13 protein-coding genes are annotated in these 13,802 nt (G+C 64.0%); 1 reads left to right on the top strand and 12 read right to left on the bottom strand.

The window, feature by feature from the left end:
* Positions 1-378: 378 nt before the first annotated feature.
* From IC232_RS25870 to cobA, 12 genes are all read right to left on the bottom strand, one after another.
* On the bottom strand, positions 379-1,611 hold the full coding sequence (locus tag IC232_RS25870) for a phenylacetate--CoA ligase family protein (RefSeq protein WP_190847835.1): 1,233 nt from the start codon (positions 1,609-1,611) through the stop codon (positions 379-381).
* Between the two features lie 92 nt (positions 1,612-1,703).
* Entirely contained in the window at positions 1,704-2,093 is a 390-nt protein-coding gene (locus tag IC232_RS25865) for a DUF805 domain-containing protein (RefSeq protein WP_190847834.1), read from the bottom strand.
* 105 nt (positions 2,094-2,198) lie between these two features.
* On the bottom strand, positions 2,199-3,029 hold the full coding sequence (locus IC232_RS25860) for an ABC transporter ATP-binding protein (RefSeq protein ID WP_190847833.1): 831 nt from the start codon (positions 3,027-3,029) through the stop codon (positions 2,199-2,201).
* 214 nt (positions 3,030-3,243) lie between these two features.
* Complete coding sequence (locus IC232_RS25855; protein WP_190847832.1) at positions 3,244-4,566, bottom strand: ABC transporter substrate-binding protein; 1,323 nt, start codon at positions 4,564-4,566, stop codon at positions 3,244-3,246.
* Between the two features lie 73 nt (positions 4,567-4,639).
* A complete protein-coding gene (locus tag IC232_RS25850; RefSeq protein WP_190847831.1) occupies positions 4,640-5,725 on the bottom strand; it encodes a branched-chain amino acid ABC transporter permease in 1,086 nt (361 codons plus the stop codon).
* 13 nt (positions 5,726-5,738) lie between these two features.
* Entirely contained in the window at positions 5,739-6,695 is a 957-nt protein-coding gene (locus IC232_RS25845) for a branched-chain amino acid ABC transporter permease (protein WP_190847830.1), read from the bottom strand.
* A 9-nt stretch (positions 6,696-6,704) separates the two neighbouring features.
* Positions 6,705-7,505 (bottom strand): ABC transporter ATP-binding protein, encoded by an 801-nt coding sequence (locus tag IC232_RS25840; protein WP_190847829.1) that lies wholly within the window; start codon positions 7,503-7,505, stop codon positions 6,705-6,707.
* Complete coding sequence (locus IC232_RS25835; protein ID WP_246812410.1) at positions 7,502-9,481, bottom strand: AMP-dependent synthetase/ligase; 1,980 nt, start codon at positions 9,479-9,481, stop codon at positions 7,502-7,504. The genes IC232_RS25840 and IC232_RS25835 overlap by 4 nt, the downstream gene beginning before the upstream one ends.
* 253 nt (positions 9,482-9,734) lie before the next feature.
* The gene (locus IC232_RS25830) at positions 9,735-9,938 is read right to left on the bottom strand and encodes a hypothetical protein (RefSeq protein WP_190847827.1); all 204 of its coding nucleotides are present in this window, start codon (positions 9,936-9,938) and stop codon (positions 9,735-9,737) included.
* Between the two features lie 326 nt (positions 9,939-10,264).
* Positions 10,265-10,432, bottom strand: coding sequence for a hypothetical protein (locus IC232_RS25825; RefSeq protein ID WP_190847826.1), 168 nt, complete (start codon positions 10,430-10,432; stop codon positions 10,265-10,267).
* Between the two features lie 77 nt (positions 10,433-10,509).
* Positions 10,510-11,832: a cobyrinate a,c-diamide synthase gene (locus tag IC232_RS25820; RefSeq protein WP_190847825.1), complete on the bottom strand. Its 1,323-nt coding sequence runs from the start codon at positions 11,830-11,832 to the stop codon at positions 10,510-10,512.
* Positions 11,829-12,623, bottom strand: coding sequence for a uroporphyrinogen-III C-methyltransferase (gene cobA, locus IC232_RS25815; protein ID WP_190847824.1), 795 nt, complete (start codon positions 12,621-12,623; stop codon positions 11,829-11,831). The genes IC232_RS25820 and cobA overlap by 4 nt, the downstream gene beginning before the upstream one ends.
* 71 nt (positions 12,624-12,694) lie before the next feature.
* Between cobA and IC232_RS25810 the strand changes: the two genes are divergently transcribed.
* The gene (locus tag IC232_RS25810; RefSeq protein WP_190847823.1) at positions 12,695-13,798 is read left to right on the top strand and encodes a cobalt-precorrin-5B (C(1))-methyltransferase; all 1,104 of its coding nucleotides are present in this window, start codon (positions 12,695-12,697) and stop codon (positions 13,796-13,798) included.
* Positions 13,799-13,802 lie beyond the last annotated feature (4 nt).

The raw sequence follows: 13,802 nt of genomic DNA, 5'->3' as shown, positions 1-13,802 counted from the left end.
TTTGTTTGAGCCGCGAGAATGTTGGAACTTCCTCAGGGCAGCCGGATATGCGTCCGTTTAACCGTCCGATGCTCTAGACCCGGAAAACGTGACCTCATTGAGGCGCTGCTCCGGCTACAAAAATTTTTCGAAAAACTTTGGAACTAACTTCTGGCACCTGCGTTATTAGGCATCTCCGGTCATTTTTGCCCCTACGGCCGGACACCTTAGAGCACCCTTCGGGGTGCTCTTTCTTTTTGTGATTCAACATCTTTTTCGGTTTCGCGAATCACTGCCTAGCTTGAGCTTATGAACTGCGAGTCAGGGGTTCAAGCTAGGTAAGCTTGGCTGCCATTGCATTCGCGCAAAGCGAGATTGCCTGCACGAAAGCAGGCTGGTTCAATCGTATTTGCGTTCATCGGCAATGACCTTCCCGTCGTTCGGAAGATCTCCTGGCGCTAGGAGGGTCACTGCACCTTTCAGCTTGGCGATGTTGTGCAACGTCGCGCCGACTGCCGCAGCAAGCTCATCGCTCGGCGTGGCCGTTTCAGCCGCCAGGGTCATTACGTCCGTTTCGCCCTCTCGGGTCACGATGAGGCGCAGGCGCCCCAGTTCCGGATGCCGGCGGCCGATCTCGGCCACCTGCTCGGGGCGCACGAACATGCCCTTGACCTTTGTGGCCTGATCGGCCCGGCCCAACCAACCCTTGATGCGCCTATTGGTGCGCCCGCAGGAGCTTGCACCCGCCGTGACGGCCGTCAGGTCGCCGAGGGCAAGGCGGATGAAGGGATGATGCGGATCGAGGGTAGTGACGACGATCTCACCCACCTCGCCCTCAGGCACGGGATCGCCTGTGCCTGGCCGGACGATCTCCACGATGATGTCCTCGTTCACCACGAGCCCTTTGCGCGCAGGGGTCTCATGGGCGATGAAGCCGAGATCCGCCGTGGCATAGGCCTGATAGGCCTCGAGGCCCTTTGAGGAGAATTCCTCTTGCAGCGATTTTGGAAAGGCCGCGCCCGATACGAGCGCGCGCCTGATGGAAGAGACGTCCCGCCCCGAGGCCGCAGCGCCGTCGAGAAGGATCTTGAGAAAGTCCGGCGTGCCGCAATAAGCGACCGGGCGGTACGCCTCGATCAGCTCGAACTGCTGCTCGGTGTTGCCGGGGCCGGCCGGGATGACGGCGCACCCTAAGGCCCGCGCCCCGGCATCCATGATAAAGCCGCCGGGGGTGAGATGATAGCTGAAGGTGTTGAGCACCACGTCGCCGCGCCGGAAGCCGGCAGCGAAGAGCCCACGCGCCGAGCGCCAGGGATCGGAGGTGGCGGATTCAGGCTCGAAGATCGGCCCCGGCGAGGTGAAGAGGCGTCCGAACAATCCGGGTGAATCGGCGACGAGGCCGCCGAAGGGCAGGGCAGCTGTCTGAAGCCCAGGCAAATCGGCCTTGCGCAGCACAGGCAGGGTCGCAAGTGCCTCGCGGCTCGTAATGGCGGCAGGGTCGATCCCCTTCAGCCGCTCGGCATAGGCCGGCGCACGGATCGCGGCTGTCAGGATCTCAGGCAGCCGCGCGAAGAGGGAGGTCTCGCGCTCAGCGGGATCACGGGTTTCGAGCGCATCATAGTGATCTGCCAAGAGCGTGTCCCTCGTTCAACGGAATGCTGTTTTGGGGAGATCGCCGGAACTGGCCGATGATCTCCCCACCGGCGATTGGTATAGACCGGGCGTTAGGCGCGAGCCATCTGCGCATTCGCGATCGACGCCTGCATCGGATCCGGCCCGAACTGGTTCGGCCCAACAGTACCGCGCTGGCAGAAGAACACGATCAGCACGATAGCCCCGACGAACGGAACAAGGCCGAGCAGCAGCCACCAGCCCGACTTGTCCGTATCGTGCAGGCGGCGCACGCCCGCAGCAATGCTGGGAACCAGAAGAGCCAGCGTGGCGATCAGGTAGAGAACCGGGATGTCGCCGAAGATCACGGAGTCCAGAACGCTGGCGACGATGTTCGCGAGCACCATGACCAGGAAGAAGTACCAGTACTCCGAGCGCTGGGCGCGTCCCGTGAAGGTGGCGTATTTGTTGAGACAGGTTTTGATCGATTGAGAAAAGTCCATTGAGTGCCCCCAGTAAGGTATGATGCGAGCTGTTCGTTGCTCACAAGACCGGACCCTAAGAAAAGCTATGACGTAACGTCAAGTGCGGTTCGGCACATGCTAGCATCATGCGAGCCAGCGCTTGCGCCGCTTATAGCTTTTCACCGCGCGGAACGACTTGCGGTCGCCCTCCGATACGCCGAGGTAGAATTCCTTCACGTCCTCGTTTTCCCGCAGCATCTGCGCCGGCCCGTCCATCACCACGCGTCCGGTTTCGAGGATGTAGCCGTAGGTGGCGTATTTGAGCGCCATGTTGGTGTTCTGCTCGGCCAGGAGGAAGGAGACGCCCTCCGTCGAATTGAGCTTGCGCACGATCTCGAAAATCTCCTCCACGATCTGCGGCGCGAGACCCATGGAGGGCTCGTCCAGCAGGATCATCGAAGGTTTCGACATCATGGCGCGGCCGATGGCGCACATCTGCTGCTCGCCGCCGGAGGTGTAGCCTGCCATCGAGGTGCGGCGCTGCTTGAGACGTGGGAAGTATTCGTAGATCGCCTCGATGTCACGGCGAATGGCGGCATTGCCGTCCTTGCGCGTGAAGGCGCCGGTGAGCAGGTTCTCCTCGATCGTGAGATGGCCGAAGCAGTGGCGGCCCTCCAGCACCTGGATGCAGCCACGGCGCACGAGCTCGTTCGGGGAGAGCTTGTCGACGCGCTCGCCGTTGAACTCGATGGATCCCTTCGTCACCTCGCCGCGCTCGGCCCGCAGCAGGTTGGAGATGGCTTTGAGCGTTGTCGTCTTGCCTGCGCCGTTCGCCCCGAGCAGGGCGACGATGCCGCCTTTCGGCACATTCAGCGAGACGCCTTTGAGCACAAGGATGACGTGGTCGTAGACGACCTCGATGTTGTTGACCGTGAGGACGGTTTCGACGGGTTGCATCTGAACGGCGCTGCTCATGTGCGCTTCTTTCCTTTTCCCTCTCCCCAAAGCGGGAGAGGGTGCCCTGCGAAGTAGGGTGGGAGAGGGGCCGTCTCCACGAACACTTCCCCTCTCCCGGCTCACTCCGTTCGCCACCCTCTCCCCAGGATCTCGGCTGTTGCCGAGCTCCTCCTTAAGAACGCAAGTCGGGAACACCCGACTTGCGGTGGGGAGAGGGTTCAGCGAGATTGCCTTAGCTCGCCTTGTCGCAAGCCTCCGAGCGCTTGGGCCAGCCGGCGTTCTTATCGGCATAGTCCTTCGCGGCGGCTTCGAGCTGACCCTTGACGCGGTCGGTCATCGGCTCGATGGGCTTGGAGATCTTCACCCACTTGGTGCCGTCCCATTCCTGCATGAAGGCGGCGCGGTGGCCGTTGTGGTCCGAGCAGGACAGCACGAGCTGGTCGGTGAACCCTTCGAGGCCGAGCTCCTTCAGGCGGGCCGGATCGAGCTTGATGTTCTCCATGCCGCGGCGCACATCCTCGCCGGTCACGACCTTCTTGCCGGTGACCTTCTGGGCCTGGGCAATGCCCTCGGCGATCAGCAGCGAGTTGTAGACACCGCGGTTGTAGAGAAGCTCGCCGACCTTGTCCTTCTGGGCCTTCGAGAGGCCCTTGTCGACCACGTGCTTCTGGATGTCCTGGATGGCCGGGAAGTTCGTTCCCACCGCATGCCAGTTGAGCATCTTGAAGCCCTTGGCGCCGGCGCCGCCCGCACGGGCGTCGTCCTCACCCGGCCACCAGACCGAGTAGAACTTGTCCATCGGATAGCCCGAACGGACCGCTTCCTTCACGGCCGCGCCGTTCATGGAGCCCCAGCCCCACATGATCATGTAATCGGGCCGATCACGGCGGGCGCTGAGCCATTGCGAGGACTGGTTCTGCATGTCCTGTGCGGCAACAGGGTAAAGCGCGACTTCGAAGCCGATATCCTTCGCCATTTCCTGGAGCAGCGGGATCGGCTCCTTGCCGAAGGCCGCGTCGAGATGCAGGAAGCCGATCTTCTTGCCCTTCAGCTTCTCCAGTCCGCCTTCCTTCTCGCCGATGTATTTGACGATCATCGACAGGCCATCCCAGTAGGTGGCCGGCGGGTTGAACACCCAGGGGAAGATGTCGCCGCGGGCGGACGCCGAGAGACCGTAGGCCATGGACAGGATCGGGATCTTGTCCACGGAGGCGCGCGGGATGAGCGGCAGGGTGATGCCCGTCGACCACGGGTTCACGATAACCGGGTTCTTGCCCTTCACGGATTCATAGCATTCGACACCCTTCTTGGTGTCGTAGCCGGTCTCGCATTCCTCGAGAGCAAGCTTGACGCCGCCAATGCCGCCGTCGCGCTCGTTCAGCATTCGCAGGTAATCGTGCATGCCGTCGGCGATGTGGGTGCCGGATCCGGCGAAGGGGCCGGTGCGGTAGGTGAAGAGGGGAACATAGACCGAGTCCTGCGCGAAAGCAGGCAGGGCCATGCCTGCGAGCATCGTCGCGGCGGCTAATCCAAGACCTAGTTTACGAAACGACATGGTTGCGTTTCCTCCCGTTGTATCGGCCAGACGGCCGAATTGTTGTTCCGTCTTGTCTCCTTTCGGTCCGCCGTCAGTAGGGGAACGGCCAGACCAGGAGCTTCTGCTTGCCAATCTGCCAGAGCCGCGCGAGGCCGTGCGGTTCGACGATCAGGAAAAAGATGATGAGCGCGCCCACAATCATGAAGCGCAGGTGCTCGATGACGTCGGCACCCACCGAGATGCCGAAGGGTGAAAGCATTGCGGGCAGCACGATGCCGAGCACGATCGGCAGGATGAAGATGAGCGCCGCGCCGAAGAACGAGCCGATGAGGCTGCCAAGCCCTCCGATGATCACCATGAACAGGATGAAGAAGGACTGGTTGATGTTGAACACGTCATATTCCGCGCCGCCGTACCAGAGGAACACGAGGAGCGCGCCGGCAACGCCGCAGTAGTAAGAGGACACCGCAAAGGCCAGGAGCTTCGTCTGCAGAGGCCTGATGCCCATGAGCTCGGCCGCCAGATCCATGTCGCGGATCGCGATCCACATGCGCCCGATGCGGCCATGGACGAGGTTCGAGGCGAGCCAGGTGAGCAGGATCACGATGGTGAGCACCACCAGGTAGCGCGTCTGCGGCGTGGCGTTCGGACCCATGATCGGCGTGCCGAACAGGGTGCGCAACGGCGCATCGAGGGCGCCCGAGACGTTGTAGTTCACCAGCCACGGAATGCGGATGAAGCACCATTGCAGGAAGAATTGCGCGGCAAGCGTCGCAACTGCCAGATAGAAGCCCTTGATGCGAAGCGACGGCAGCCCGAACAGCGCGCCGATGGCAGCCGAGAAAAAGCCGGAGACGAAGATCCAGACGATGACGTTCACCCCCGGAAAGGCCGTCATCAGCTTGTAGCAGGCATAGGCGCCCACGCCCATGAAGGCGCCGGTGCCCAGCGACAGCAGGCCCGTATAGCCCGTGAGAATGTTGAGCCCGATGGACGCCAGCGAGAACACCAGGAACGGGATCATCACCGCCTGCAGCAGGAAGCTGTTGCCGAGGAAGGCCAGGGCATAGGCGGCAATGATGATGAGGCCGATTCCGATCCGGTCCTGGCGCAGGGGGAAGATCGCGCTGTCCGCCACATAGTTGGTCTTGAACTGGCCGGCCTCACGGTAGAGCACTGAACAATCCCTCTTAAATCCGTTCGATGATCTTTTCGCCGAACAGACCCTGCGGCCTGTAGAGCAGGAAGAGCAGGGCGATCACATAGGCAAGCCACGTCTCGACGCCGCCGCCTACGAGCGGCCCCCAATAGAACTCACCGATCTTTTCGCCCACGCCGATGATGAGGCCACCGATGATGGCGCCGGGAATGGACGTGAAGCCGCCGAGGATGAGAACGGGCAGCGCTTTCAACGCGATGATCTGGAGCGAGAAGGACACGCCTGAGCGTGCCCCCCACATGATGCCTGCCACCAGCGCCACGATGCCGGCGGCAAACCACACGATCACCCAGATCTGGTTGAGCGAGATCCCGACCGAGAGGGCAGCCTTGTGGCTGTCCGCTACCGCGCGCAATGCTCGGCCGATGCGGGTTTTGGAGAAGAACACCGCCAGCAGGCCGATCATGATCGACGCGATGACGGCCGCTGCGATGTCGAGGTGCTGGAAGCGCACCATGCCGCCCAGCATATCCAGCTCCGTCGTGCCCTGGGGCAGGAACAGCGCGTCGGTAATCATTTCCTTCGGATTGCCGCCGAAGATGAGTTCGCCGAATCCGATGAGGAAATAGGTGAGCCCGAAGGTCGCCATGAACAGGATGATGTCGGGCTGGTTGACGAGTGGCCGCAGCACCACCCGCTCCACCACGATGGCGAGAACGAGCATAACGAGCACCGCGAGGATGAGCGCCAGGAAGGCCGGCACGCCCTTCTCGTAGAGCCCCACCAGGGTCAGGGCCGCAAACACGACCATGATGCCTTGCGCGAAGTTGAAGACGCCTGAGGCCTTGAAGATGAGCACGAAGCCGAGCGCGATCAGCGCATAGAGCACGCCGGAGACGAGCCCCTCCCACAGGGTCTGGATCAGGAGGTCCGGGGCCTCGCCCATGAACACGAAGGGCTCGATGAAAACCTTATAAAGCATGTCCATCGCCCGTCCTCAATGCGCCACGCCGAGATAGGCATCGATCACGCGCTGGTCGCCCTTGACCTCCTGCGGCGTGCCGTCGGCGATCTTGCGCCCGTATTCCAGCACGACGACCCGGTCGGAGAGGTCCATCACGACGCCCATGTCGTGCTCGATGAGCGCGATGGTGGTGCCGTATTGCTGGTTCACCTCGAGAATGAAGCGCGACATGTCCTCCTTCTCCTCGAGGTTCATGCCGGCCATGGGTTCGTCGAGGAGGAGCAATTCGGGCTCCATGGCGAGCGCCCGCCCGAGCTCGACCCGCTTCTGCAAACCGTATGGCAGCTTTCCGACAGGGGTTTTCCGAATGTGCTGGATTTCAAGGAAGTCGATGATCTCTTCCACAAACCGGCGATGCGCGACCTCTTCCGTCATGGCCGGGCCGTGGCGGAAGAGCTGCCAGAAGAAATTCGACCGCATCTTGATGGAACGACCGGCCATGATGTTGTCGAGCGTCGACATGCTCTTGAAGAGAGCCACATTCTGGAAGGTGCGGGCGATGCCGCCGCGTGCCGCCTCATGAGGGCGCATCTTCGGGCGCTTCACGCCCTTGAAGGTGATGCGCCCTTCGGTCGGGTAGTAGAAGCCGTTGATGCAGTTGAGCATCGAGGTCTTGCCGGCGCCGTTGGGGCCGATGATGGCGCGGATCTCGCTCTTGCGGATGTCGAAGGACACGTCGGTGAGCGCCTTCACGCCGCCGAAGCCCAGCGAGACGTTCTCGACCGCGAGCAGCACATCGCCCTTGGCGAAGACCGGATTGTCGGGCGCTCTCATTCCGCGGCCTCCAGTACATGCCCGTTCTCGGCCGGATAAAGCGTCATGTCCTTGATCTTGACCCGTGCGGAGATCACGCCCTTGCGTCCGTCCTCGAAAGTGACCTCCGTCGAGATGTCGGCCTCGGTGGAGCCGTCGTAGAGCGCCTGGATGAGGGGAGCGTACCGGTCGGCGATGAAGCCGCGGCGCACCTTCTGCGTGCGCGTGAGCTCGCCATCGTCGGCATCGAGTTCCTTGTGCAGGATCAGGAAGCGCTTGATCTGCGCGCCGCCCATGCGGGGCTCGGTGGCGAGCGAACGGTTCACCTCGTCCACATGCTTCTCAATCATGTCGTATACGCGAGGATGGCCGGCGAGCTCCTGATAGGAGGCGTAAGTGACGCCATTCCGCTCCGCCCAGTTGCTCACCGCCACGAGGTCGATGTTGATGAAGGCCGCCACATAGTCGCGCCCGTCGCCGAAGCAGACCGCTTCCTTGATGTTGGGATAGAACTTCAGCTTGTTCTCGACGTATTTCGGCGGGAAGAGCGCCCCGTCCTGCATCTTGCCCACATCCTTGGCGCGGTCGATGATCTTGAGATGGCCGTTCTGGTCGAAGAAGCCGGCATCGCCCGAATGCACGAAGCCGTCTGCCGTCTTCGTCTCGGCGGTTTTCTCGTCATCCTTGTAGTAGCCGACGAAGACGCCGGGCGAGCGGTAGAGCACCTCGCCATTGTCGGCGATGCGGATTTCGACCTGCGGGGCAGGGCGGCCGACCGTGTCGGCGCGGATCTCGCCATCGGGCTGCATGGTGATGTAGACGCTGGCTTCCGTCTGCCCGTAGAGCTGCTTCAGGTTCACCCCGATGGAGCGATAGAAGCGGAAGATCTCGGGGCCGATGGCCTCGCCCGCCGTGTAGCCCACCTTCACCCGCGTCATGCCGAAGCGGTTGCGCAGCGGCGCGTAGACGAGCACGTTGCCGACTTGCCAGAGAAGGCGGTCCCATGCGCCGACGCCCGGCTCCCGGTTCAGGATCCTCTCGCCGACCTTGTTGGCGTGGTCGATGAAGAAGCGGAACATGCGCCGCTTGAGCGCGCTCGCATCCTCGATGCGCACCATGGTGAGCGTCAGCATGCTCTCGAAAATGCGCGGCGGCGCGAAGACGTAAGTGGCGCCGATCTCACGGCGGTCATCCGCCACCGTCTCCGGGCTCTCAGGACAGTTGACGCACAAACCGGCGAGAAAGGCCTGCGCATAGGAGAAGATGTGGTCGCCCACCCAGGCGATCGGCAGATAGGCCATGATCTCGTCGCTCTCGTCGAGCTTGTCGAAATCGCAGCCGATCTCGGCTGCTGCGATCACCGCATCCGAGGTGAGCATTACGCCCTTGGGGCGCCCTGTGGTGCCGGAGGTGTAGAGAATGATCGCGAGGTCCGCGCCCTTGCCGTCCTGGAGCGCGCGCTCGATGGCCTCAGCCTCCTGAGCATCGGCAAGCCGGGCGCGACCTTCCTCCACGACGGATTCGATGGAGTGCAGGCGGCTGTGATCGTAATCCCTCAGGCCCTTCTGCTCGTCGTAGAGCACATGCTGAAGCTGGGGCAGTTGCTCGGACACGGCGAGGAGCTTGTCGACCTGCTCCTGGTCCTGCACGGCCGCGTGCGTCACCTCCGCATGGGCCAGCACATAGGCCATCTCGTCGGCGACGGAGTCCGCGTAAACCGGGATCGGAATCGCGCCGATCCATTGGGCCGCAGCGATGCTCCAGTAGAGATAGGGCCGGTTGTAGCCGACGATGGCGATCTTGCCGCCACGCTTCAGTCCGAGCGACTGCAACCCGCTGGCATAGGCACGCACGATCTCGTGCACCTCGCCCCATGTCCAGGATTGCCAGATCCCCAGGTCCTTGTGCCGAAACGCCGTGCGGTTCGGGCGCGTGCGCGCGTTGCGCACGAGCAGTTTTGGAAATGTATCCGCGCGCGCATCTGCTGCCGTCGTCAAAGACGTCAACCTCCCTGGCACCCGCGCGTCTTCTGGCGCGGTATGGCTACGTTCCCTCTTGATGCATGGCCGTACCGGCGCATGCACCTGCCGGTCTTTTTGCCGGCTGCCCGTTTAAGGCGTCGTTGGGGAAGTATTCTGTCGTGCCCACCCAGGGAGGGCAAGGTGCCATCACCCGCTACCATGGGCTAATACGCCGCCGGACATTGTTTCCGACGGCTGCATCGTCCGATCAGGAGTTCAGGCGGTTCTTCTATGGTACGGCCGTGAGAGCGGCCGGCTCGATCTCATCGGCTCTGACGAGGCGCTCAGCGCCGACCGTGTTCTTGACCCGGTAAACGGCGTATCCGTCTGCCTTCGACACGAGGCAAAGGATGCAGTAGGTGCGGTGATCGGCATAGCCCGAGGCCGGTCTGCTGATCCGGACAAGCTGTCCGATATGGAATGCCTCTTTCATGGGCGCCTCCACCATTTCAATGCGAGCGGAGGAAGCTTGAATGCCAGCAGGAGCGCCGTGCGATGTCCCGATGAGGCTGCCAAGCTCGAAAGTCAGCTCGCGCTTTTCCACGCTTTGACCAGATCAGGAAGGAAGGCTGCGGCAAAAGGATGACGGTTTGTCCCTTTGGCTCCCGCCCGCGGCATGATGCCGTCCCCGTTCCGGACATGACAGGCATCAGGAGACCGCAGAGCCCGAGCAGGCGCATTAACATGAGATAAGCCCCAAGGCGCACGCTCGCTGCCGCCGCCTCGGGAATGCTTCAGGTTACGGAGAGAGCAGTCGGCTTACTGCGCAGGCGGTCCAGCTGGGCGGCTGGGAGCCGTGGGATTGGCAGGAGTCGTTTGGGCAGGCTGGTTGTCGGTGCCCGTGCTTCCCGTCTCATCCGGCCCATCGTCGCCGCAGGCGGACAGGGCAAGCAGGGCAGCAAGGGGCAGAATCAGCTTCAGGCTCATGATGGTCTCCTTGTCTGGTCCTGTTCAACTCCTTTGCCTCCGGGTGGTTCACGGAAAGGTCTGAGCGTGGAGACCAATCACCTGCGTGCGATCACGTGGAAGAAGCTGCCGGTCACATGACCTTGTCTGTGGCCCGCGATACCCAGATCGTTCCCCTCGGCATCCGTGGTCCTGGCGAAAGCGGCCTCTGCGTCCGTATCGCTCTGCGTAACGGAAGCATAGTGGAACTCATGGCCGACGAGACGTTCGCCGGCGCGGCCCAGCACGCCATCGTGGAGCAGGGCTGCAACCCGATAGCCGAGATGCATCCTGCGCTTGGCATAGCTTGTTTCGACGGGCAGGAGACCCGCCATCCGATGTGTGCAGCCTTCGCCGTCTTTGAGCGACTCCCCTAAGACCATGTAGCCGCCGCACTCCCCATGAACCGGCCGGCTCTCTGCAAAGCTCTGCAGGGTGCCGAGAAAACGACCTGCGTTGGCAATGCGCCCCGCGTGAAGCTCCGGATAGCCACCGGGCAGCCAACAGACGTCGCAGTCGGACGGCGGAGGCTCGTCAGCGAGAGGCGAGAAGGTCACGATCTCCGCTCCAGCCTTGCGCCAGCCGGCGAGCACATGCGGATAGACGAAGGAGAAGGCCTGATCGGAGGCCAGCGCGATGCGCTGCCCCGGCGGGGGCAGGGGCATCACGTCGTCCGGGCTGTCGAGCTGTGTCGGCCGGGCGAGGGCTGCGAGCCGGTCGACGTCGACGGCGCCTTCCACCGCATCCGCCAGGCGCTCGAGCCGCGCGTCGAGTTCCTCCGTCTCGCCAGCCTGGACGAGACCGAGATGGCGCTCCGGCAGGGCCAGGTCCGCGTTGCGCATGAGGGCGCCGAGAACCGGCAGGCCGATGCGGGCCATGCCATCCTCCACCAGCCTGCGGTGCCGTTCGCTCGCGACCTTGTTCAGCACCACTCCGGCCACCTCGATCCGTGGGTCGAAGCGGGCGCAGCCGAGCGCGACGGCGGCGGCTGATTGCGCGTGCCCCGACACGTCGAGAACGAGGATCACCGGCCAGCCGAACAGGGCCGCGATGTCGGCGCTCGCGCCGGTTCGACCGGTCTCCTGGCGGATGCCGTCGAAGAGGCCCATCGAGCCTTCGGCGATCACGAGGTCGGCGTTGCCGGCAGCCTGGGACGCGATGGATCCAAGCAGCGGCCGGCTCATGGCGAAGCTGTCGAGATTGAAGCTTGGAGCGCCGGTGGCTGCCGCGTGGAATGCCGGGTCGATATAATCGGGACCGCATTTCACGCCGCGCACGTTGAGGCCTTTTCGCGCGAGTGCCCGCTGGAGCCCGAGCACGATGGTGGTCTTGCCCGAACCCGAACGGGGTGCGGCGATCAGCAGGCCCGGGCGGAGGCTCACTGGGCCGCCTCGCTGCCGAATTCGAGCAGGTGATTGGCGATGGCCGAGCGGAAGGCCGCAATGGCTCCGATGGCCACGATGGCGGGCGAGCGGATGAGCCCGTCCTCGGCAAGCTTCGGCAGGGTTGCGAGCGTTCCCTCCACGAGGCTCTCCTTGGCGGTCGTTGCCCCATGGACCACGAGCGCCGGGGTGTCGCCTGCAAGTCCGCCTTCCATGAGGCCCTGCACGATGGAAGGAAGGTTCGACACCGCCATGTAGAGCACAATGGGCGCGCCCGTGCGGGCCAGCGACGCCCATTCGATCTCGGCATCCGGGGCAGGGTGGCCGGTGGCGAGGATCACCGCGTGGTTCGTCTTGCGCATGGTCGCCGGCACGCCGTGGATGGCCAGCGAGGCCAGCCCGCTCGACACGCCCGGAATGATGCGGAAGGGAATGCCGGCCTCGGAGAGGGCCAGGGCTTCCTCGCCGCCGCGTCCGAAGATGAACGGGTCGCCGCCTTTGAGCCGCAGCACACGCTTGCCCTCGCGGGCGAGCTGGATCAGCCGCTCGCAGATGTCCCGCTGCACCGCCGAAGGCTTGCCGCCGCGCTTGCCGGCGAATTCCAGGGCCGCACCTTCCCGGGCGAACGACAGGACGGCCGGATCGACGAGGGCGTCGTAGACGATCGCATCCGCCTTCGCGAGGGCGTTCAGGGCGTGGATCGTGAGCAGGCCGGGATCGCCCGGGCCTGCGCCCACGAGCCAGACCGTGCCGGGCGCGAAGGGCGGCGTGAGGCGGGACAGGGCGGTCATGCGGGGTTCCCGTCGTGACGAGCCGTCCCGAGATGGCTGTTGGAATTCATGGGGACGTTGTAAGAGGGCTTATGGACGAGAGCAAACCCGCCGGACCATTGCGCCGTGGCTGGACCACGGGCGCCTGCGCCACGGCGGCGGCCAAGGCGGCCTATCTGGGATGGCAGACAGGCGAATGTCCCGATCCTGTCGAGATCGTGCTGCCGGGCGGCGCGCGACCCGCGTTCTCCCTGGCCCTCACGGACATCGTCGAAGGCGGCATGCGGGCTGGCATCGTCAAGGATGCGGGCGACGACCCGGACGTGACCCATGGCGCTCTGGTGATCGCAACCATTCGGGCGGGCGTGCCGGGCTCCGGCGTGACGTTCCGGGCCGGGGAGGGTGTCGGCACCGTCACCCGCGCCGGGCTGCCCCTGCCGCCCGGCGAGCCCGCGATCAACCCGGTGCCGCGCCAGATGATCCGCGACAACCTGGAGGAGGCGGCGCGCAGCATCGGAGGTCCGACGGATATCGAGGTGGAAATCTCCATTCCCGGCGGCGAGGCCATCGCCCAGAAAACCCTGAACCCGCGCCTCGGCATCCTGGGCGGGTTGTCCATCCTCGGCACCACGGGCGTAGTGGTGCCCTATTCCTGCGCAGCCTGGATCCACAGCATCTATCGCGGCATCGATGTTGCCCGCGCTGGCGGCCTCGACCATGTGGCCGGCGCCACGGGCTCCACCTCCGAGAAGGCCGTGCAGGCGCTCTACAACCTGCCGGATCATGCGCTCATCGACATGGGCGATTTCGCCGGCGGCATGCTGAAATACCTGCGCCGCAATCCGGTACAGAGGGTCACCATCGCGGGCGGCTTCGCCAAGATGACCAAGCTCGGTCAGGGCCTGCTCGACCTGCACTCGCGCTCCGGCGCGGTCGACCTCGCGTGGCTGTCCGAGCGCCTGCGCGAAGCCGGTGCCGAGCCCGCCATCGCGGAGCAGGCGCGTGGCGCCAACACGGCGCTTGAGGTGCTGGAGACGGCCAGAGGGCTCGGCCTGCCGCTGGCCGACGTGGTGGCGCAGCATGCGTGGCAGACAGCCGCCAAAGCCCTGCGGGGAACAGCCATCGCCCTTGAAATCATCGTGTTCGATCGCAACGGCGAACTCGTGGGCCGCGTGCCGTTCCATCCCGTGGCCTGACGAT

The organism is Microvirga sp. (genome assembly GCF_014699075.1).
Classification (GTDB): domain Bacteria; phylum Pseudomonadota; class Alphaproteobacteria; order Rhizobiales; family Beijerinckiaceae; genus Microvirga.
This window is presented reverse-complemented; position numbering and strand designations above follow the sequence as displayed.